The sequence below is a fragment of the Sphingobium sp. JAI105 genome, assembly GCF_015752145.1.
In the GTDB taxonomy this organism is placed as follows: domain Bacteria; phylum Pseudomonadota; class Alphaproteobacteria; order Sphingomonadales; family Sphingomonadaceae; genus Sphingobium; species Sphingobium xenophagum.
Genome location: NZ_JADOUC010000001.1, coordinates 2,460,873 through 2,482,798 on the forward strand (window position 1 = coordinate 2,460,873; position 21,926 = coordinate 2,482,798).

The 21,926-nt window shown below is 59.7% G+C and carries 17 protein-coding genes; 8 read left to right on the forward strand and 9 right to left on the reverse strand.

The features are described 5' to 3' along the window. Positions 1-9 precede the first annotated feature (9 nt). Positions 10-1,263, reverse strand: a complete 1,254-nt coding sequence (locus tag IWY39_RS11780; protein WP_026149435.1) for a sarcosine oxidase subunit beta family protein — start codon at positions 1,261-1,263, stop codon at positions 10-12. Positions 1,264-1,777: 514 nt separating this feature from the next. On the opposite strand from IWY39_RS11780, the gene IWY39_RS11785 reads away from it, so the two are divergent. The 3 genes from IWY39_RS11785 (at position 1,778) to IWY39_RS11795 (ending at position 7,015) form a co-directional block, all read left to right on the forward strand. Next, a complete protein-coding gene (locus IWY39_RS11785) occupies positions 1,778-4,360 on the forward strand; it encodes a TonB-dependent receptor (protein ID WP_107125140.1) in 2,583 nt (860 codons plus the stop codon). A 75-nt stretch (positions 4,361-4,435) separates the two neighbouring features. Then, the gene (locus IWY39_RS11790) at positions 4,436-6,415 is read left to right on the forward strand and encodes a tetratricopeptide repeat-containing sulfotransferase family protein (RefSeq protein ID WP_107125141.1); all 1,980 of its coding nucleotides are present in this window, start codon (positions 4,436-4,438) and stop codon (positions 6,413-6,415) included. A 63-nt stretch (positions 6,416-6,478) separates the two neighbouring features. Further along, positions 6,479-7,015 carry a prolyl-tRNA synthetase associated domain-containing protein gene (locus IWY39_RS11795; RefSeq protein WP_229380657.1) on the forward strand — a complete coding sequence of 179 codons (537 nt, stop codon included), beginning with the start codon at positions 6,479-6,481 and terminating at the stop codon, positions 7,013-7,015. A 218-nt stretch (positions 7,016-7,233) separates the two neighbouring features. On the opposite strand, the gene IWY39_RS11800 is transcribed toward IWY39_RS11795, so the two are convergent. From IWY39_RS11800 to IWY39_RS11810, 3 genes are all read right to left on the reverse strand, one after another. Further along, complete coding sequence (locus IWY39_RS11800) at positions 7,234-9,408, reverse strand: GumC family protein (RefSeq protein ID WP_219905864.1); 2,175 nt, start codon at positions 9,406-9,408, stop codon at positions 7,234-7,236. Between the two features lie 155 nt (positions 9,409-9,563). Continuing rightward, positions 9,564-10,472, reverse strand: a complete 909-nt coding sequence (locus IWY39_RS11805; protein WP_229380565.1) for a sulfotransferase family protein — start codon at positions 10,470-10,472, stop codon at positions 9,564-9,566. A gap of 14 nt (positions 10,473-10,486) precedes the next feature. Continuing rightward, positions 10,487-11,839, reverse strand: a complete 1,353-nt coding sequence (locus IWY39_RS11810; RefSeq protein WP_229380564.1) for an O-antigen ligase family protein — start codon at positions 11,837-11,839, stop codon at positions 10,487-10,489. A gap of 285 nt (positions 11,840-12,124) precedes the next feature. On the opposite strand from IWY39_RS11810, the gene IWY39_RS11815 reads away from it, so the two are divergent. Then, a complete protein-coding gene (locus tag IWY39_RS11815; protein ID WP_107123553.1) occupies positions 12,125-12,940 on the forward strand; it encodes a glycosyltransferase family 2 protein in 816 nt (271 codons plus the stop codon). Between the two features lie 73 nt (positions 12,941-13,013). Here the strand turns inward: IWY39_RS11815 and IWY39_RS11820 are convergent, their stop codons facing one another. After that, the gene (locus IWY39_RS11820) at positions 13,014-14,390 is read right to left on the reverse strand and encodes a sugar transferase (protein WP_229380563.1); all 1,377 of its coding nucleotides are present in this window, start codon (positions 14,388-14,390) and stop codon (positions 13,014-13,016) included. A 309-nt stretch (positions 14,391-14,699) separates the two neighbouring features. Further along, positions 14,700-15,242 carry a polysaccharide biosynthesis/export family protein gene (locus IWY39_RS11825; RefSeq protein ID WP_229380562.1) on the reverse strand — a complete coding sequence of 181 codons (543 nt, stop codon included), beginning with the start codon at positions 15,240-15,242 and terminating at the stop codon, positions 14,700-14,702. Between the two features lie 161 nt (positions 15,243-15,403). Here IWY39_RS11825 and IWY39_RS11830 point away from each other — a divergent pair, with 161 nt between their 5' ends. Next, complete coding sequence (locus tag IWY39_RS11830; RefSeq protein ID WP_017181763.1) at positions 15,404-16,201, forward strand: WecB/TagA/CpsF family glycosyltransferase; 798 nt, start codon at positions 15,404-15,406, stop codon at positions 16,199-16,201. Here IWY39_RS11830 and IWY39_RS11835 read toward each other — a convergent pair. Both IWY39_RS11835 and IWY39_RS11840 read right to left on the reverse strand, forming a co-directional pair. Next, on the reverse strand, positions 16,135-17,313 hold the full coding sequence (locus IWY39_RS11835) for a sulfotransferase family protein (protein ID WP_231377519.1): 1,179 nt from the start codon (positions 17,311-17,313) through the stop codon (positions 16,135-16,137). The genes IWY39_RS11830 and IWY39_RS11835 overlap by 67 nt on opposite strands. Further along, a complete protein-coding gene (locus tag IWY39_RS11840; protein ID WP_107123552.1) occupies positions 17,301-18,197 on the reverse strand; it encodes a sulfotransferase family protein in 897 nt (298 codons plus the stop codon). Before IWY39_RS11840 ends, IWY39_RS11835 begins: the two co-directional genes overlap by 13 nt. Before the next feature lie 136 nt (positions 18,198-18,333). Between IWY39_RS11840 and IWY39_RS11845 the strand changes: the two genes are divergently transcribed. From IWY39_RS11845 to IWY39_RS11855, 3 genes are all read left to right on the forward strand, one after another. Further along, complete coding sequence (locus IWY39_RS11845; RefSeq protein WP_107123523.1) at positions 18,334-19,656, forward strand: cell wall hydrolase; 1,323 nt, start codon at positions 18,334-18,336, stop codon at positions 19,654-19,656. 102 nt (positions 19,657-19,758) lie between these two features. Then, on the forward strand, positions 19,759-21,240 hold the full coding sequence (locus IWY39_RS11850) for a TolC family outer membrane protein (RefSeq protein ID WP_107123522.1): 1,482 nt from the start codon (positions 19,759-19,761) through the stop codon (positions 21,238-21,240). A gap of 101 nt (positions 21,241-21,341) precedes the next feature. Beyond that, positions 21,342-21,653: a hypothetical protein gene (locus IWY39_RS11855; protein WP_229380560.1), complete on the forward strand. Its 312-nt coding sequence runs from the start codon at positions 21,342-21,344 to the stop codon at positions 21,651-21,653. A gap of 4 nt (positions 21,654-21,657) precedes the next feature. Here IWY39_RS11855 and IWY39_RS11860 read toward each other — a convergent pair whose 3' ends face one another. Then, positions 21,658-21,846, reverse strand: a complete 189-nt coding sequence (locus tag IWY39_RS11860) for a hypothetical protein (protein WP_107123521.1) — start codon at positions 21,844-21,846, stop codon at positions 21,658-21,660. Positions 21,847-21,926 lie beyond the last annotated feature (80 nt).

Here is a 21,926-nt window from a genome sequence, read left to right on the forward strand (position 1 = left end):
GCTCCGTCTTTAGTGCGCGACCGCGGCGGCCGCCGCTTCGTCGATCAGTCGGCCGGTCTTGAAGCGCTCCAGCGTGAAAGGCGCGTTGATCGGGTGCGGCTCGTCGCGAGCGATAGTGTGGGCAAAGACATTGGCCGAACCCGGTGTCGCCTTGAACCCGCCGGTGCCCCAACCGCAATTGACGTAGAGGCCCGGCACCGGGGTTTTGCCGATAATCGGCGAGCGATCCGGCGTCACATCGACGATGCCGCCCCATTTGCGCAGCATCCTCATGCGATTGAAGATCGGAAACACTTCGCAGATTGCCGCGACCGTATGCTCGATCAGCGGCAAGCCGCCGCGCTGGCTGTAGGACACATATTGATCGGTGCCCGATCCGATCACCAGTTCGCCCTTGTCGGATTGCGAGATATAGGCGTGGACTGTGTTGGACATGACGACGCACGGGAAAATCGGCTTGACCGGCTCCGATACCAGCGCCTGGAGCGGATAGCTTTCAAGCGGCAGGCGGACATTGGCCGAATCCATCACGACTGACGTATTGCCAGCCGCCGACACCGCCACCTTCTTCGCCCGTATGAAACCGCGCGCGGTTTCCACGCCGATGACCTTGCCGGTCGCGTCGCGGCGGATCGCCGTGACCGGGCAGTTCTGGATGATGTCGACGCCGCGCGCAGCTGCACCGCGTGCATAGCCCCAGGCGACCGCGTCATGGCGGGCGACGCCGCCGCGCCGCTGAAGCGCGGCGCCCACCACCGGATAACGCGCATCGGGCGAAATGTTGAGCGGAGGGCAGAATGCCTTTGCCTGCTCAGCCGTCAGCCATTCATTGTCGATGCCGTTCAGTCGGTTCGAATGAATGTGCCGCTTGAAGCTTTGCACGTCATGGACGTTGTGCGCCAGCATCATCACGCCCCGCTGCGAGAACATGACGTTGTAATTCAGTTCCTGGGACAGCCCTTCCCACAGCTTCATGGCATGTTCGTAGAGCGCGGCGCTTTCGTCATAGAGATAATTGGACCGGATGATGGTCGTATTGCGGCCGGTATTGCCGCCGCCAAGCCAACCCTTGTCGATCACCGCGACGTTGGTGACGCCATGTTCCTTGGCAAGATAATAGGCGGCGCCCAGCCCATGCCCGCCCGCACCCACGATAACGACGTCATATTCAGCCTTCGGTTCTGAGTCCGGCCATTGCTGGTCCCAGTTCTTGTGGCCGGTCAGCGCGTTGGTGAGCAGCGATGTCCAAGAAAAGCGCGTCACGCCATCCCTCCAATGTTGATTGCGCATCATCATGCGGTGGTGACGAATGAGACAGTATGTTTGCGTCATCCGCGTCGCAGCTAAACGACATGGCTAAACCGGATCGCCGTCCGCTATGGGGTGTAAGGTGCCGTTTGAAGAATCGACATAGTGAAGAGCCAGGCTGTGGCCGGCCGGATGTCAAGAATGACGCAAATCTTCAAGAGCGATGGCGCATCCATTCACGCAGTTACCCTGTCAGGGGATCATGCTCCGAGACACTCCAAATATCCGATGATCTTCCTGGGATAGGCAGATCAAATGCGAAATGATTTGAATCTTTAATTTGTTCCAAAATTTATAAGATTTATTCGTGCATATCGTTAAATTTGCACAGTTAAGCGACAGTAAAATGACAGATTTGTCCGGACTTTATTCCGGGCAAATACTGGTCGTCGAATATTCTGTGATAATTAGCGAATTTAAGGTCGAAAAAATTCATAAAATAATATTCTATCCTTAGATGGGGGATTGTATGAAGACGCTATTCGGGGCTACCTCTTTCATCGCGATCATCGCTTCACATATGGTTGCGATACCCGCCTTTGCTCAGGACGAAGGGGGTGACGACGCATCCCCCAGATCCGGCGTTGCGGAAATCGTCGTTACCGCCACCAAGCGCAGCGAAAGCATGCAGAAGGTCGCCGTCGCCGTCCAGGCAATGGGCAACGAAACGTTGGCCCAACTGGGGGTCGCCAACACGGCCGACATCATCGCGCAGATGCCCAACGTAACGGCGGGCGGTGGCGGTCCGGGCCAGAATACGATTTACATTCGCGGTCTCGCCTCGACAACGCCGAACCTGACGACCGCTGGTGTATCGGGCCTTGCACCCAACGTCGCCACCTATCTGGACGAACAACCCTTGTCCCAACCGGGGCGCAACCTTGACGTCTATGCGGCCGATCTTGCCCGCGTCGAAGTGCTTGCGGGTCCGCAGGGCACCCTGTTCGGCGCGAGTAGCCAGGCCGGCGTCGTTCGCTTCATCACCAACGAGCCCAAAATCGGGGAATTTGAAGGCCGCGCCCAGGCTGGTGTATCCTTCACCAAGGGCGGTGACATGAGCAACAATGCCCAGGTCGTCGTCAATATTCCCGTTGCGGATAATTTCGCGGTACGTGCGGTCGCCTATCTCGATCATCAGGGCGGCTATATCGACAACGTCCGGGGCACGCGCAGCGTTGCCCAGAGCGGACGGTTCCGCAGGGCTACCGATCTCCGTCAGAACGGCACGTTGGTCGGCAATCAGGCGACCGGCCAGGGCGGCGCCAACCTGTCTGGCGTCACCTTCCTTCAGGCGGACAATAGCGGTCTGGTGGAGGATAATTTCAACGACGCCGACTATCGCGGTTTCCGCGTGACGGCCTTGTGGAAATTCGCGCCCGACTGGTCGCTCAAGGTCGCGCATAGCCGCCAGGGTCTTGATACGGATGGCGTATTTTCCGAGGATCCGACCCTTGGCGAATACAAGATCGAGCGCTTTGAGCAGGACAAGACCAAGGATAATTTCAGCAACACGGCGTGGACTGTCGAAGGCCGTCTCGGCGCGCTCGAAATGGTATATTCCGGCGCCTATACGGAACGTGAAACCAACCAGCGGGTCGACTATACCGACTATTTGTTCGTTGGTCCCTACATTCCCTATTATGTCTGCGACACCACGGTCTATTATGGTGGCATGAACCCGACCGGCACCTGCCAGCCGCCAAATCTTTTCGTGACGTCCAAGTCGAAATTGAAGAGCTTCACGCAGGAATTGCGGTTCAATACCCCGGCTGAAAATCGCTTCCGGGTCACGGCGGGCGGCTTCTTCAGCAACCAGATTCTCAAGGAACGCAACGACTTCAACTATCAGGGATCGATCCGCGCCCTGGGCGCCGATGGGGTCACGCCGGGCTTCCTGCCAAACTACCCGCTGACCAATACATCGGTCACGGGTCTGATCGGCAATGCCGGACCGGGTTATTTCAGCGATCCGGGGCCGTTCCCGGCAGGCGTCATTTTCCGTAACGATGTGAAGCGCAGTGACAGGCAGTTTGGCATTTTCGGCGAAGCCAGCTTCGATGTCGTGCCGGACCTTCTGACCGCGACCTTCGGCGCGCGTTATTATAATGTGACCAACGATCTGGAAGGCAGCGCAAACTCCTCCTTCAACAACAGGATTTCGCCCACTTTCGGTTCGGGTTCGGTCGATCGCCAGCTTTACGGCACCAATCTGAGCGTCAAATATTCGGGCGATATTGCCGGTATTCCGGACCAGGCCAAGGCCACCGGCGTCATCTTCAAGGGGACGGTGAAGCTGACCCCGGTCGAAAATGTCATGTTCTACGCCACCTATTCCGAAGGCTTCCGTCCGGGGCTCCTAAACCGGCCCGGCGGCACGACCCGCAACGGTTACACCGTGCCTTATGCGGTCGGTACGGACGACGTCCGGAACTATGAAATCGGCTGGAAAACCAAGCTGTTCGATAATCAGTTGCTGTTCAACGGCAGCGCTTTCTTCGTCGATATCAAGGGGCTGCAGACCAGCATTCTCGATCCCAGCATTTCCAACCTGTTCTTTTCGGACAATGCGGCCAATGCCTGGACCAAGGGCGTGGAGGGCGAGGTCACATTCGCACCGGCTGCGGTTGACGGTCTGACGGTGTCGGGCGGCTTCTCGATCATCGATACGAAGATCACGAAAGTCCTGCTCCAGACCAGCTATGTGCAGGTCGGTCAGAAACTGGCCTATGCCCCGTCCTTCCAGGGCAATCTGCGCGCCCGTTATGAATGGCAGTTGGGTGACACAGGGTTGCGGGCCCATATCATGCCGCAGATGGTGCATTCGTCATCGAAATATACCGACGTCATCCTTCCCAACCGGACGAAGCTGAACAGCTATACGACCTTCGGCCTGTCGGCGGGTGTGGAGAAGGACAACTGGTCGGTCGAACTGTTCGGCGACAATCTGACCGACAAGGCGGCGCAGACCAGTGGCGATGCGGTCTACAGCGTATCCCGGATAGTCGTGGCCCGTCCGCTGACGGTCGGCATGCGCCTCTCGTTCAACTATTGAACCGACGCCTTGTTGCTACGATAGAGGGAAGCGGCCTTTCCGGGCCGCTTCCCACCTTGGGGCGATGGAACTGATATGAACGGTGCGGCGACCGACGAAAGCAAGGACGACGTGCTGACTGAGGCAAGGCAGGCGCTGCAGCAGCAGGCGCATGATCGCGCCATCCACCTGTGCGAAGCGCTGCTTCGCGACGACCCGGCCAACGGCGACGCGCTCTATATCGCCGCCGTGGCCGCGCGCTATGCGCGAAAATTCGATTGCGCGCGTGATTTTGTAAGGCGTCTGCGCCAGTCCCATCCTGAACATGGCCGTGGTTGGCAGGAGGCGGGACATCTGGCGCGCGATACCGGCGATCTGGAGGGCGCCATCGTCGCCTATCGCCGGGCTTGCGAATTCAATCCATCACTGGAGGCGAGCTGGACGCACCAGGCCAATTTGCTCGCTCAACGCGGCAGGGAAGGCGAGGCGCGCAATTGCATGGCGCAGGCGGAGCGGCTTGCCGGATTGCCGCGCATGTTGCTTGCCGTCCTCAACCATATCCATGAAGGACGCATCCTCAAGGCGGAGGAATTGTGCCGCCACTTCCTTCGCGAAAATCCGCATAATGTCGAAGCGATGCGCCTGCTTGCCGATATCGGCGTACGGCTGGGCATATTCGACGATCCGGAATTTCTGCTGGAAAGCGCGGTCGCTTTCGAACCGGACAATATCCAGCTTCGGCTCGACTATATGCAGGTTCTGCGCAAACGGCAGAAATTCTCTGCGGCGGAAGCGCAGGCGCAGCATCTGGTCGACCTCCAGCCCGACAATCCGCTGTTTCAATCGCATCTCGCGATCGAAAATATGCAGACGGGCAAATATGACAAGGCGCTTGGCCTGTTCGAGTCCGTGTTGGCCCGCATGCCGGATGATCCGGCCACGCTGACGTCGCGGGGGCATGCGCTCAAAACCTGTGGGCAGCAGCAGGAAGCCATTGCTTCCTATCGTGCCGCCATCGCGGCGCGCCCTGACCTCGGCGATCCCTGGTACGCGCTGGCCAATCTTAAAACTTTCCGGTTCGAGGACGGCGAGGTGGCGGCGATGCATGCCCAGCTTGCCCGCGACGACCTGCGACTGATGGACCGTGTCCACCTGAGTTTCGCACTTGGCAAAGCGCATGAGGACCGGGGGGAATATGCGGATTCCTTCCGCTTCTACGACGCTGGCAACAGGCTGAAACGCGAACAATTACGCTACAGCGCCGACCAGATGACAGCGGAACTGCGGGCGCAGTCCGAAGCGTGCACAGCCGATCTGTTCGACAAAAATGCGGGCAATGGCTGCTCTGCGCCGGACCCGATCTTCATCCTGGGCCTTCCGCGCGCTGGTTCGACGCTGCTGGAGCAGATATTGGCCTCACACAGCCAAATCGACGGCACGCTGGAATTGCCCGATATTTTGGCGCTGGCGCAGCAGTTAAGGGGGCGGGGACGCGATGCCTATCCGGCGATCCTGCATGATCTGCCCGCCGATCAACTGCGGCAGATGGGTGAAGCCTATATTGAAAATACCCGCATCCATCGCAAGGGCGCGCCCTTTTTCATCGACAAGATGCCCAATAATTTCCGGCATATCGGCCTTATCCACCTGATCCTGCCCAACGCAAAGATCATCGACGCCCGGCGCGCGCCGATGGATTGCTGCTTTTCGGGCTTCAAACAACTCTTCGCCGATGGCCAGCAATTCACCTATGGGCTGACCGAGATCGGGCAATATTATAGCGATTATGTCGATCTGATGGCTCATTGGGAAAGGGCGCTTCCACCCGGCCGTATCCTGCGCGTCCAGCATGAAGATGTGCTGGCGGATCTAGAAGCGGAGGTGCGACGAATAGTTGATTATGTGGGGGTTCCGTTCGAACAGTCCTGCCTTGATTTTCACAAGACAGACCGGGCGGTTCGCACCGCCAGTTCCGAGCAGGTTCGCCGTCCCATCAACCGGGAAGGCGTGGACAATTGGAAGCCTTTCGAACCCTGGCTGGGCGATCTGAGGAAGGCGCTTGGCGATCTGGCATAGGGGTCCGCTGGCTCATGCCCACGCTGCGGCTGGGAGGGGATGTGTCGCAAATGTCCGGAAAGCGTGACGCCATTGTCCGCGCGGCTGCCATTCGGGCTCGTCATCCTGCCGCCGATGACCGAAGATGACATTTACGCCGATTTCGCCGCGCGCGGCGTCCCTGTGCAGAAGCACGAACATGCGGCTGTCTATACGGTCGACGAAAGCGCTGCCATCCATGAGGCGCTGCCGGCCGCACATACCAAAAATCTGTTTCTGAAGGACAAAAAGGGGCAGTTCTGGCTCATCACACTGCCGCATGATCGCCGTGCCGATCTGAAAGCCTTTGCCGAACTGCTGGGCGCGGGAAAATTTTCGTTCGGAAAGCCGGACGATATGGAGCGCCTGCTCCACATCACACCCGGCGCGGTTTCACCCCTCGCTGCGCCCAATGCGTCAGCCGAAGAATTAAGCGTGGTGTTCGATGCAAGCTTCGACGATCAGCCGCTGATCGCCGTCCATCCCCTGCGCAATACGGCGACGATCGCGATGCCGTTCGACGCCCTGACGGGCTGGCTGGGTGACAAGGGGCATGAGCCCCGTATCGTCAATCTGCCCTGACGATGTCGCCTTTGCGGCCAAGCCTATGCACTTGGCGCGCGCCGGTCATCAATCCATAGTGTCGGGGAACAGGGCGACACACCCTCGGTCAGCGAGCTTGGTTCGCGTCGCGCGTCATGCTCTCGACTCTCTTGGCACGCACTATTTGGGCTGGATGCCCATTATCAGAACATCCCGCCCAGGAAGATTGGCTCAACCGCGCCAAGCGAAGCGGTCTATCATTCTTCGTTGGCGTAATAGGCCTTGTAAGCCCCGTAGAAGGCCAGCGGATCACTGTCCGCGTAGAGCGACTGCTTCTTGAGGTCGACGGCATTGAGGACCACGCCCGACAAGGGCGCTTCGCTGGCCTTGAGCGCTTCCACTGCCGCCTTTGCAGCAAAGCGCGATGTCCGGCGCCACCTGGTGATGAACACCACATGGTCGGCCTCCCGACCGATGACCGTCGCATCGCTAACGGCCAGGACAGGCGGCGTGTCGATCACGATGACATCATATTTCTTGCGGGCCTTTTCGATCAGGTCCGAAAACTGGCCTCTTGAGAAAATGTCGATGCCCTTCGCGGTCACGGCGACCAGCAGCAGATCAAGCGGGGTGCCAGTGGACACCAGGGCCGACGCCAGATCGATCTTGCCAGTGGCCACTTCGGCTATGCCATGTTCGGGCGTCGCGATCCCCAATGATGCGGCGACCTGCGGCCGGCGCACGTCGGCGTCGATCAGCAATACGCGGCTGCCTGCCTTGGCTATGGACAGGGCCAGCGACGTCGCGATGGTCGTCTTGCCTTCATGCGGCAGGGCCGATGTGATGACGATCACCTGTCCAGTCGGCAGGGCCTGCTTGGCATGTCCGCCGCGCAGCGTCATGTTGAGCGCCCGGACTGCTTCAGAAAAGCTCGACTGGGGCTTTTCATAGACAAGACGCGCCAGATGCTCGTTATAGTTTTTTGGGCTCACCCCAGGGATGGATGCGATGCGATTGAGCCCCAGATGGCGTTTCACATCCTCACCGGAGCTAATCTTCACATCGAGCAGTTCTGCGATGATGATCGCCAGCAATCCGAAGGTGAGAGCGGCCGCCAGCGTCAGCAGGATCAGCAGGGGCCGGTTGGGCGAGCTGGGCGAATTGGGCGGCGAAGCGACAGAGACGATGCTGGCGTCGGGCGTGGCGAGTTCGTCCGTGGCGACGGTTTCCTTGCGACGCTTGGCCAAATCTTCATAGACTGCGCGCGATGCGTCGGCGTCCGTGTCATATTTCCGGGCAGTCACCGATGCGTCGGAATTGCGTATTGCGGCCGATCGCTGCTGGGCGATCGCGGCGCCAAGGCTGGCGACTTCCTGCTGCGCGGTGCTGACTTCGGCCGCCAGGCCGGAAACGATCCGGCGCGTTTCAGCCGCGATTTCAGCATCGATTTCGGCCAGCTGGTTGCGGGTCCGCGCCACTTCGGGGTGGTTTTCACCATAGCGGGTAGTGGCCTGCGACGCATCGACCGCGATTTTCGCACGCTGCGAACGCAGGTCGCGGATGACTTGCGATGCGAGCACGTCGGGCAATGACGACGGATTGTTCTGCGAACGGCTGGCGGCATTGTAACGCGCGCGCTTGGCGGCCAGGCTGGCGGACGCTTCGGAATGTTGCCGCCGCAGGTCCGCGATGGTCTGCTCGTCATAGGAAGAGGGGTTTGAGCCGCTGGTAATGCCGGTGCGCGCCCGAATGGAGGACGCACTGGACGCATTGCTTTGCACATCCGTGCTCAGCGCGCGCATACGCTCTGTGTAGAAATTTTGCGCCTTCTCGGCGACCGATCGCTTATATTCGGCCTGCTGCGCCAGATATTCGCGCGCTGTTGCGTTGGCTATGTCGGCCGCGGTCTGGGGCGAGCGCGACGACACGCTGATGTTGATGACATAGGTCAGACCCTGTCGGCCGACCGACATATGATTGAGCAGCGAGTTGGTGACGACATCCAGCCCCGGCCGCACAGGCGGGGGGGATTTGCCGAACAGCCCGCTCAGCCATTCGCCAAATCCGGGATCGCGCAGTCTGGGGTTGAATTCCGGATCACGGTCCAGATGGAGTTTCTCGGCGACGCGACGGGCAAGGTCGGGCGAACGCAAAACCTGCACTTCGGTATCGACCGCCGCCGAATCAGCAGGCAAACTCGATACGATCGACTGCCCCTCTGCAACATTGGTCGATCGACGTTCGATCAACACGCTGGTTGAGCTGACATATGTGCTGGGGATGATCAGCGCGACGGCCAAGCCGATTGCCAGCACGACCGTCGCCACGATGAGAAAGGGTATCCGCCTGCGCAGCATGATCAGCCACAAAGTGCGCAGATCAATTGGGCTGTCTTCTGTAGGCGTTACATATTGGCCTTCAGCCGTTGTCATCGTTGCTTCCTTTGCGCCGACTTTGCGCCGACCTGATATTTGTCCATCGTCATCGTGGTGAAAGATTTACTTTCTGACACGAGGAGATGCCCTGAAATCAGGGTTCTTGCATCGCGGCAGAAGTGAGTCAACAACGGTAACCTTACTGTTGCCGGTCACCACCCTATCGCCCGCAAATCACGGCCAAGTCTCTGTTCCCAAACCGCGACTTCGCTGTCGGTCAGACGCGTCAGCTTGCCATCGACATCGGATGGCGCGCGGGACGGCGCCTGCCCTTCCGCTTTGCGCACGAAAACGAAATTGCCCCGTTTGATACGGCGCAATTGCTCGTCGATCCTGCCCCATAATGTGCCGGTGTCCGGCATGCGGGTCTGGTTCTCGCGCGGCAGAGTTTGGGGCAAACCCTGTTCTGGAATGTCGAGAAATGCAGCGATCCGCGCCCGTTCGGACATGAAATCGGTCACCATATCCTCGAACAACAGGATCAGGATATTGTCCTGACCGAACAGACGTTCAAACGGTTCGATCTGGTCGGCAAACAGGCTGTTGGTCAGATAGCGGAAATTCCACAGCACATCATCATATTGGCGCACATAGGGCCCGGCGACGACTTGGCGGGCAGCCGCGGCAACCTCGACATTGGCCCGTTCGGCCCGAACCGCGGCTACGGGATCGTCGGGCAGGGAGAGGAAGGCCTCCTGTGCGGTGCGGCGTTCATGACCCCGCTTGAGCATGTGGAGAAAGCCGGAATAGGCGCGCTTGCGCGGGCTTCGCAGGGCGAAGATGAATTTTGTGTCGGGGCCCAGCATGCGGTAAATCCGCTCGGCTATGGCCGGGTCCGCCATATAGGTGGTCGTCCCGTCCACAACGACCTGCGCATGGCCGGGAACGCCGCGGAAACAGCGACTGAAGCTTGCAAGCCGCTGTTCGTTGACGGCGCGCGAGAAGAAGTTGGGTTCCTTGGGATTGGAAAGATAGCAGTCGGGATGCTGCTCCAGCGCTGCGCACAAGGACGTCGTGCCTGATTTCTGCGAGCCAGCCACGATAAGATTGGGAACGGTCATGAGAGCAGCCATATTCAACTTTGCACCTGGCGCGGGCGCGTCCGATAGGACGCAATGCCCAGCGTCAGGAAGCAATAGGTCACAAAGAACCAGCTAAGGTCGGAATGTGTCAGAATGTTGGAATCGGTGATGCTATATATGGAATAATATGCCCATACGCCGATGTGGAACAGGTTGGCGGGATCACGGGTCTGCCGGATGTTGCGCAGACTGCGCGCCAGAAGGATGAACCAGGCGAACAGGAAACAAACCAGCCCCACCATTCCCAGTTCCAGCCACATGTCGAGATAGCCGTTATGGCCGTTCGCCGTCATCGCCATGGTCGCTGAACCTTCCGACCAATGCGCATGGAAGTCACGCAGATTGGCCGTCAGCTTGTCGACCCAGAAGGTCTTGTATCCGGCCCCCATCATTGGGCGATTGATGCCGATGGCATAAGCATAATCCCATAGACGCGTACGGCCCGACAGAGTCAGGTCGCGCCCCAGCAGCGTCAGTAATCCGATCATCAGCGATGGCAGAACGACGATGGTGCCGAACAGGGCAAAGGCCGACAGTCCCGCGCGCAACTGCAGGGTAAGGCGCCGCTGCCATCCTTCCGGCATCACGACAAAGCGCGTAAGCCACATGGCGCCGAGCCCGCCGACAAAGCCGATCAGCGGCGTACGGGAGTTGGAGAAAAAGAGCATCACCAGACTGACCAGCACGACCGCCGCCCATCGACGGCGGGTGGAACCCTTTGTTGCGAAGGCCTGTGTCGCGAAAACCAGCATGGAAAAGGCCAGTACCGGGCCGAAATAATTCTTGCCTGGGTAAATCCCGCGGATCGACCCGCTTTCAGCATATTTGCCGACGAAATTGAACCCTACGCCGGGAATCGCGAGCGAAATCACGTTGATGACCAGCACGGCAAAGCAGATCTTCGCCATGATCGGCAGCCATTGTTCGTGCCGTTGCTGCATTGCGACGAACAACACGGCCTGACTGAAGAGGATAAGGGCGAAAAAGCGGCGGACGGCTGCATCGGGCTGAACGGACCACAGGATCGAAGCGCCCGCCCACACGAGCAACAGCAATAGCGGCCAGGCCGGACGAAGATAGCGCAGCACTTCGCCGAAGCGTGCGATCATGATGAACAGGGCGGGGCCATAGACCGCGATGCTGAGCAGCTGGATGATCGCTGACCCTTCCTCGCGCTGTTCGATCGCGCCTGCCCAATTGCCCGCGAGCGCGGACAGCAGCGCTGGATAGATCAGGATATAGACGACTATCCCGATGGCATAGCGCAGTTCCAGATTGCTATGCGCACGCGTGCCGCCGGCCATGGCGGGCCGTCGTACGGAGTTTGCCGAAAGCATTTGCGTCATCAGCGTCGGTCGCCTTGTTGCAGGACAGCATTGTCTGTCCAAGAAGCGTCCGGCTTTGTCCAGTGCATAAACCATTTGCCAGTTTCACAGTTTGCATTTGCCTGCCGCATGATCTCGACGGCTTATCGCTTCGATCGATGTGCCAAGGAGTCATTTCGAGACGGGCCGTTGAGCGTCAGGCGTCTTTCGCCCGACGTCCGCCTCTGCTTGCGAGAGGCCTCGCGGTGGGGTACAGAGTCTCGCCTGCCGACTAGGGTGGCGTTTTCATGTCAGGATATGCGCCATATGACGTTGCCGCCGGCCAGCATCGATCTGCTTTGCACGTTTTTCAATGCTGCCGCCACGCTGGAGCCCACTCTGGCATCCCTGTCGTCCCAGACACTGGCTGATGCCCGCTTCATTCTGGTGGATGACGGGAGCACGGACGACAGCGCGGCCATCGCGCGAGCATTTTGCGACAAGGATGGCCGGTTTGCCTTATTCACTAATGCTGATCGGGGGCGTGGCAAGGCGCTCAACTTCGCATTGTCGCAAGGGAGCGCGCCGCTCGTGGCAATTCTCGACGCGGATGATCTGGCGCATCCGACCTGGCTGGAAACGGCGTGCGCTGTCATGGATGACCGGCCGGACGTCGCCGCGATCAGTTTCGAACGGTTGATGATCGGCCCTGGCGAGGCTGCCGACTGGACACGCATTCAGCCCCAGGCAACGGCGCTGACCGACGTGACCCACCGGTTGGGCCGCAAGAACCAGCTTTCCCATTCAGGTTCATGCATCCGGCGCGACGCCATGCAGGCGGTGGGCAATTATGCCCTCGATCGTCGGAGCCATTTCGACTATGATCTTTGGGTGCGTCTCGGCGCGGCGGGTTTTCGGCTTGCCCGGTGCGCGCCGGTGCGGATTGCCAAGCGCTATCATTTCGGACAGAAATTCGCCTGGTCGCCGGGCTATTTCCTCTCCACCTTCGAGGTGCAGAGGCGAGCGATCCGTTCCCTGAGCGATCGTCCAGCCACGGACTGGCTGTTTGCGCTGCGCGATCTGGCCCGAAACTTTGCCAAATATCCGCTACAGCAATGGGCCGTGCGGCGAAGGGGCAACTGAGTATTGCAGTTGCGATAGCGCGCGTCTTGATTTCTATGCAGCGAACCGGGCAGTCCCGATCCTGCGATAGCGGTCAATAGGCGTTTTTGTGCACGACCACGCCAAAGGTTGCGAGCAGGATGCTGATATCCCGAAAAATCGACCAGTTGCGCAGATATTCAAGATCGTACCGCAGGCGTTCGGTCAGGTCGCGATGGGTTTCGGTCGCGCCTCGGAACCCCCGGATCTGAGCCAGTCCGGTAATGCCGGGTTTGGTCGAATGACGCAGCCAATAGCGCGTATCGACTTTCCAGAACAGGTCATTGCCGGCCTTCGAACCAAGAGCATGCGGCCTTGGCCCCACCAGCGACATGTCGCCACGCAACACGTTAAAAAGCTGAGGCAATTCGTCGATGGACGTAGCCCGAATGATCCGTCCGACGCGCGTGATCCGCTTGTCGTCGCGCGATGCCGATTTGCTGCCGGTAGCGTCGGCCAGATCGTCCCGCATGCTGCGGAACTTGTAGACATAGAATAGCCGGTTGCCTCTGCCCATGCGCAGCTGCTTGAACAGTACCGGCCCCTTGCTGTCCAGCTTGATGCAGATGGCGGTGATGGCCAGCAAGGGAGCGAGGAACAGGCACACGGAGCAGGTCACCGCCAGATCGAAAACCCGCTTCAATGCACGGCTTCGCAAATCGAGCGGGCCTGTGGAAACACGGATAGACGCCGATTCCAGCCTCAATTTGGCATGATCGGAAATGACGGGTTGCAGTTCGGGGATCAGCAGGCTGCCGATGCAGCCTACCCCTTGCAGGAAAAGAGACCAGTTTTCACGTTCATGGACCGGACAATCGACGAGGACACGGTCATATTCGCGGATCTTGCTGCTCAGCGCATGCAGGACGGCGGGATCGTGCAGATCGATCTTCAAACCGAGATCAGCGCAAAGGACGATATCATAACCTTCCATTTCGCGCGGTTCCACGCCGTCCACGATGAATAATTTGCGCAAAAGCCGATTGCCGACGATGCGGTGGATGAGGAGGAAGAAAGGAAGGCGAACTAAAAGCAGCAGCGTGAACGCCGTGATCGTGCCCGTGAACAGTACCAGCCGAGATATGGTATCGACATGTTTCGACGCAAAAAAACCCATCACCGCAATCGACAGGGCCCACATCATGGCCATGGCCGCGCGCCTGACCGATGTGGTGAGCGATTGCATGGAATCGAGCGTGTAAAGTCGACCGTAAAAGGCGATGACCATGAATACCGAGACCAGGACGATAATCCAGTTCCGGCTCTCCCCCACGGGCAGGTGGCCAAAACGCATCAGGCTGGCAAAAGAAAAACTGCCGATCAGGATCAGCACGTCGAGCGCCCATTGCAGCCCATAGATGCCGACACGAATTAGACTGCCATCCCTACGGGACTTCTCAGCCGAAGTACTAGTTCCCGCGGCTATATACACGGCTACCCCTTAATACCTGCTCGACGCGGGCATCTTAATACCCCAACATTACCGGATGCCTTATGCCAGGCAATGAGTTTATGCCGTCCAATGTTTCATTTTGAAACCGTGAAGCAATAATAGGACAGGTACGCAATACGCGCGCGCCAGTCGGGTGCGTTCACGCCTTGGACCGTTGTTGCACATTATAGTCACGATTAGGCGCTGGGGCAAAGACCCCGTGCACATTTGCACACAGGGTCTGCCAATATCTCCTGTCGAGGCGTCTGGTCGGGACTGCAAAGCCCAAAGCGACCATAGGCCTGGCGATCAGAAGAAGCGTTCGGGAATACGGATTGTGTCGCCAGGCAGCACGGGCGTATCCGCAGCAAGCGGTACGGATTCCTCGCTCGACTTGTCGCCATGCCGCACGAACACCCGCTTCTGGTCCGCGCGATAGGTATAGCCCTGCGCGATAGCGACGGCGCTGAGCACGGTCAGGCCCGTGGCGAAGGGATATTGGCCCGGCTGCTTGACCTCTCCCAATATATAGAAGGGCCGATACTGGCTGATATCGATATTTACGCGCGGATTATTGATGAAACCGGCAGCATAGCGCTTCGTGATTTCCGCTTCTGCTTCACGGGGAGTCATGCCGTCGACCTTGACCAGCCCGATCAGCGGCAGCGATGCTTCCCCTTCGGTATTCACCGAATATTCCTGACCGGACAAAGCGGGTTCGTTAAATACGTTCAGACGGAACTTGTCGCCAGCCCCGATCCGGTATGTCGTCGTCGCGGCCACTGATCCGGGCGCCGCCGCGGGCAGCGGGCCACTGGTGGTGCATCCGGTCGTCAGTACCGAACTCATCATGATTGTCGCCACAATCCAGGCTTTAGAGCGCATAGCAAACCCCCAATTTCACAATTTTCCCTCGAATCGCCGAGGCAAATAAGCGGAATAACGGTCTTTATTGACCTTGCCATGGCGGTGTGACAAGCAACATCGACATATGCTGATGGGCACGGGAAGCGATGAAGTCACTACATTTATCCGACTCGCCTGAACCTGTCGCGCCCGTCATCATTGCCGACATTCCAGTTTCGCCCTTGTCCACTCGGCAATGGGTGCAACTGATGCTCGATGACTGCCGTGAGGCGCGCGAGGGACGTGCGACAACCCGTTACCACGCCGCGATCAATGGCAATGTCATTTCCGCATATGCGCGTAACCGCGTATTTCGGGACGCCTATCGCCACGCTGACGCGGTGGCGGCTGACGGCGTTCCTGTATTGTGGGCGGCCAGGCTGATCGCCGGCCGGGAAATTCCCGATCGCGCGGCGACGACCGACTTGTTCCATGATCTTGCCGCAGCGGCACAGGATCATGGCTACAGCATGTATTTCCTTGGCGCGACGGACGAAGAAAATGGCCGGGCCGTTGCGCGGGTTCGCCAGCTTTACCCGCGCCTTGTAATCGCTGGCGCGCGCAACGGTTATTTTTCCGCCGAAGAAGAAGATGCCGTGGTCCAGCAAATCCTCGATGCTCGACCGGATATTTTGTGGGTCGCTCTCGGAATGCCCAGGGAAGATGTTTTCGTCGCGCGCAACCTGCATCGCTTCGGCGGTATCGCCTGGGTCAAGACATGCGGTGGGCTGTTCAACTTCCTGTCCGCCAGTCGTCCGCGCGCGCCGATGTGGATGCAGCGGGCGGGCCTTGAATGGCTGTATCGCATGGCGTTGGAGCCGCGCCGGTTGTTCTGGCGCTATTTGACCACCAACCTGGACGCCATCTGGCAGATCCTGCGCAAGACGCCACGCCGCCAGGGATAGGCGGTAGCGGCCGTGCTCCCATTATCGGCAGCAGGCCGCTCAGCGCGCGCCCTGCCGATGTTGATCGCAAGCTTCAACCGGTTACGATAGCCCTGAAAAAGCTGGACCATGATCATGCGAGCGGTTTCGGCGGCACTGGGCAGGCGCGCTGAACGACCAAAGGAAAGTTGATAGCCAAGATAGGTGATCAGCGGGCCGACATGCGCCTCGAATATCTCGACCTGCCGCTGGCTCAATTCCTGCTGCCAGGCATCGATCCGTTGGGGGGCAAGCGCCTGGCCGACCAGGTGATGTTGTTTGCGGGTTGATGGCGGCACATGATAGCCGCGCGCCGCAATCATCGCTTCGTCAAAGGGCAATTCCAGCGTTGCGCAAATGCGGCGCAATTCCTCATCCGGCTGGGCGAGCAGATCCTCATATCGCACGCGCGCCCAACGGTTGGGCGGCAGGCAGTCGCGAAGCGCCATGCCCATGGCCACCCGTTGAGACCAGAAATGGGCCGCGCTGGAAATGCTGTTTGGTCCCCAGTCAACCTTGAGCAGCGAATTGGCTACGGCTCGTCCATCGCGGACGATATGGACGAATCGCGCGTCCGGACACGCCTCCGCCAAAGCCCGCATATGCCGCACATTGCCCGGCTGATGCTCCACCCAATAATCTATATCCATGCGCCCCGATCGGGCGCCATAGGTCCGCACCAGCCAATTCACCGCGTCCATGAACGTGCCGTATCCGGCGGGGCGCAGATCGCCGATGGAAAAATTCCACAGCTTGAAGCGCGGATGGGCCGTGATCGCGTCGATCGCCCGTCCCAACTCCATGATCTGGCGAGGATCATGAGGCATCAGGTCGGCGACAAATTGCGACTCGGGCGTTGCGATCATGCGATTTCCGCTGCCCAGCATGGCCCCCAGCAGGGTTGATCCGCTTCGCTGGCAGCCAACGACGAATATCGGGGTTATTTCTTTCCCGATCGCTGAGGGGATAGCCGTCGCGCCATATTCGCGATGCGTGGAGCAGGGGCTTGCATCGCCTGGCGGGATGTCGTGCGCAGGCCAGGCCGGTTGGGTGCCGGCAGGCGCGGGGGGCGGGGTCTGGATTATCCGCGCCATGTGGGCCACCCGAAATCGGCGCCAAGCATGGCGCGGGTCCGCTCTCGCGATCGGTGCAGGCGCTGGTCTAGCCAGGCGGCCATGGCAGGGGCAGGGGCGGGGTAGCGTCCCTCGTTCAGCCTGCCTTGGTCCTGCGCATGCGCGAAAGGTCCGATCGCCAGAAACGCCGCTATGCGATCGCGCTCTGCTGCCGGATTCTCTTGATATTGCTCCGTGGCGATGAACAGGAGTTGATCGGATCGGAACAGCGCCTGCCACCGGCTGATCTGCACGTCATATTCGCTACGCGCGCAATAGCTGTGATGTTGGTGCGCGAAACGCGCCTGCCTGTCGGGGCCGACATGGTCGTGCGGCTTGATGATCCGTTCAGCTTCGGCGGCAAAGGCTGCCTCCGGTTCCAATGTTTCGAAACCGCGCGCGACTTCATGCCAATAATGCGACCATGCACGCGCGCATGGATCACGCAGCATTACGATGATCTTCGCGTCCGGGCAAAAGGCGCTGATGCGTTCGGCGGCTTGGGGATGCATGAAATAATAAGGGGTACAATCCATCGTCATCACCGGCGCATCCACTCGGCGCATGCGCTCCTCTGCATCCTGCAACGACGGGAAGTGGGCGAGATAATTGTCGAGCGGGCGCATCTTGTGCCTGTCGAACTGATGGATCTCCTTGGCGACCGGCGCGATGATCTGCGGGTGGTTCGCCAGATCCCGGAACAATGATGTCGTGCCTGCCTTTTGTGCGCCGACGATGAAGATATGGGGCGACATGCGGTCCCCGCGCCGAACGGCCAGTAGCGCCTGGAGTCGCGCAGTGGCAATGAACGAACGGGGACGATAAAGAATCCGCCGGCGCAGGGTCTGTTCGGTAGGCATGTCCATCAGACTATTTCGCCCCTCCCGTTCCATTCAGGTTTTGACTCGCATGGAATATTCTTCTTCTACAACCAATCGCATTTTCTTCCCACATCATTAACCATTTGATGTTAGGGGGCTGCTTCAAAATTGGATTCGCCAGATGACTGCATCTCCTCCATCCGCCGATCAAAGCGCAGACATTGATCCGGCCGTGGTCGAATATGCGGTGCCCCGTCGTTGGGGCAAGCCGTCGGCGCGCCAGACCGTCGCGCTCCTATTATGCGGGCTGATCCTAGCCGCGGGCCTGTCATTGGCGGTTCATTTTGTCGACGCGCTCACAGCGGTTCCGTCGCAGCCCGATTATGGCGTGCCCCCCAATTATGATCCGCGATCGCACATGGCGACCGGCCGATCGGCGACCGGCGTGGAACCGCCGCCCCTGATCTTCAAGCCATTGGCCGCGCCCGATGCGCGTGCGATCAACGCTGCGCAGCCCTTTTCCACGGCGCCCCGGCCTCCCGCGCCTCCGTTCATCTATTCGGGGTCGGCGGACAATTGGCGGCGGGCGCAGGAATGTCTGGCGAGCGCCGCTTATTATGAAGCCGGTGACGATCCGGTTGGCCAGCGCGCGGTGGCACAGGTCGTGGTGAACCGCGTGCGCCACCCGGCCTTTCCCAAAAGCGTGTGCGGCGTCGTGTTTCAGGGTAGCGAGCGCGCCATTGGTTGCCAGTTCACCTTTACCTGCGACGGCTCGATCGCGCGGCGCCGCCCCAGCGCATCAGCCTGGTCGCGGGCGCTGATCGCCGCGAAGGCCGCTTTGAACGGCTATGTGTTCGGGGCTGTCAGCACCGCAACCCATTATCACACCGACTATGTCGTGCCATACTGGTCCGCGCAGATGGACAAGTTGGTGATGGTACGCGGGCATATATTTTTCCGCTGGTCCCACGCAGGTATGCTGCGCAGGGTCAGCATGTCGGATGAACCCGTCATAGCGTCGATCGCCAGCTTGTCGGGCGATCCGAAAAAGGAAGATGGCCCGTCCTCCATCCTGTCCTACGACCTTGCCAAAATGGGCGACTGGCGCGATCATTCGTCGGTGGCAAACGGCGCCGATGGCAAGGATGCCGGGGCGGACGTTCCTGCATGGATATTGAAGGGCAGCCGACTGCATGACGCCGCGCCCGCTGCCGGCGCGTATATGTTGTCGCTGGAACCCGGCGCATTTGCGGGTTCCTATGCCGTCACCGCCTATCGCATGTGTCGCGACAAGCCGGAATGTACCGTGATCGGCTGGCTCAACCCTGGCGACCTGCCATCCGGTTCGGTCATATCCGCCGCTGCGGCACGGACCATGTCGTTCTTCTATCGGGTGGATGGTGATCGGCGCAAGGAAACCGTCCTTTTCGACTGCGCCGTGATCGACCGGCCTGATCCGCGGCAGTGTCTGCCTGACAACCGCATGGGGCTTTTGCCCAAATAGGCCGGTCGCGTCTGGCGGCATGCGGACGCAATCATGCTTTGCGAACCATTAACCTTATTCTGGCAGGGCTGTGCGCAAGCAGCATGCCTGCTGCGGGGTGGAATGTGGGGCAAGGCAATGATGGGACGGCGAAGCAATTTTTTCCCGCTGGCAGCGATAATCGCTGTTGCCATGGTGGGGACGCCAGCGTCGGCCGAAACGCTGATGGAAGCATTGGCGCTGGCTTACAAGAACAACCCTTCCATCACCGCAGCCCGGGCCGACCAGCGCGCCGTTGACGAGAGTGTCGCCATCCAGCGGTCCAGCGGCCTTCCCTTCGCGGACAGCAGCATCAGCTATTCCAATAATATCTATCGCCAGTTTCCCCAGATTTCTGCAGGTGAAGCGTTGAGCATGAACGCGCAGGTGGTTTTGCCGCTCTATAATGGTGGCTCCGTCCGCAATGCCGTGAACGCCGCTAAATTGCGGGTCGAATCCGGCCAGTTTTCGCTGCGCAGCGTCGAGGCGAATCTGTTCCAGTCCATTGTCGCGACCTACATGAACGTGTTGCGCGACAGTGCAATCGTCGAATTGAACCGCCAGAATGTCCGCGCCCTGGACATCAACCTCAGCGCTGGTCAGGAACGGTTCGAGGTGGGCGATCTGACCCGGACCGACGTGGCCCAGTCCCGCTCCCGCCTGGCGTTGGCGCGCTCCAGCCTGCAAAGCGCCCAAGCGCAGCTCATCGCGTCGAAGGAAAATTACATCGCCCTTGTCGGCAAGCCGCCGCAAAATCTTGAAGTGCCGCCCGCGCTGCCCGGCTTGCCTGAAAGTGCAGAGGCGGCCGTGGCGCTGGCGCTGGCAAACAATCCTGCCTTGCTTGCGGCCAACAAGGCCCGCGACGCGACGCGATATGACGTGAAATCCGCCAATGGCCAGATCATGCCGCGGGTCAGCGCCTTCATCAACGGATCGCAGACGGACTATCTGGGGTCCACGGTCGTTAATCAGGGTGGCATAGTGAATGTCCGCAATGACAAGGCGGCATCGGCAGGGGCGACTATTTCCATTCCCCTGTATCAGGGTGGGCGTCCCGGCGCGCAGCAGCGCCAGGCCGTCGCACGCGAATCGAGCGCGATCGAGCAGGCGACCGCGACCGAACGCGCCGTGATCGCACAAACCCGCGCCTCTTATGCGCTTTGGCGCGCTGCACTCGAAACGATCACCTCCGCGGAAGAAGCGGTCAAGTCGGCCGAACTGGCGCTTGATGGCGTGAAGGTTGAAAACTCCGCAGGGTCGCGAACCATACTCGACATCCTCAATGCGGAGCAGGAATTGCTCAACACGCAAGTCCAATTGGTCAGTGCGCGCCGCGATGCCTATGTGTCGGCCTTCACGCTTCTGGCCAATATGGGCCGGGCCGAAGCGCGCGATCTGGGCATCGATCGGCCCTATTATGATCCCAAGGATAATTATGCGCGCAGCACGGGCAAATTTCTGGATTTTGACTTTGCGCCCCAACCCAAGCCGATCAGTTCCAGCACGGCTGACACACCGCCACAGCAGCCAGCCACCATACTGATCCCCGGATTTTCCGGCTTTTAATGATTGGTGCGCGCTGCACGGCGCGCCATGGTTACGAGCGGTTAACCCTCTTTGGCTATCATTCTCGTTCGCAGATGATGCTGTATCGACAGGAGGCAGGGATGGAAGCAACATCAGCCGGACAGATCGCCGCCATCGTTCGGGCAGAAGCAGGCAAGATGCGCGCGGCGATTGACGGAGCCAGCGACGGTGCCCAGGTGAGCCTGCGCGTGAGCGACTTTGCAAAGCTGGCGCAGATGATGGAACGGCTCGCCGACAGCGTCACCGTCCGCGCGGACGGTTCGCTGGGCGGATCGCGTCATTGGATCCCACTGGACAAGTTCGAACGCCTGCGTGCGGAGGCAACGCATTGGCAAGCCGAGTGCGAGAAATTGCGCCGCGAGGCTCAGATCGACAGCCTGCTTCGTCTGTAGCCAGTCAGGGCAGCAGGAGCATCAGCCCCGCGACAAAAGCTGCCCAGAACGCCAGGATCATCCCCACGATAGCGGTGAAAATCGCATAGTTGCGGAACACTTTCCATGGCTTGAGCCGCTTGGCGCGCGGACGCGACGTACCGCGCCAAGGGACAAAAGTGGCTTCCACCTCGACGATTGACTCCATGTACATGGCTCATCTCCTTAAATCTCTACTTAAACAATAGAGATTGGAAATGCGAGATAGATTCTGCCAAGGCCCGGTAAAGCCGC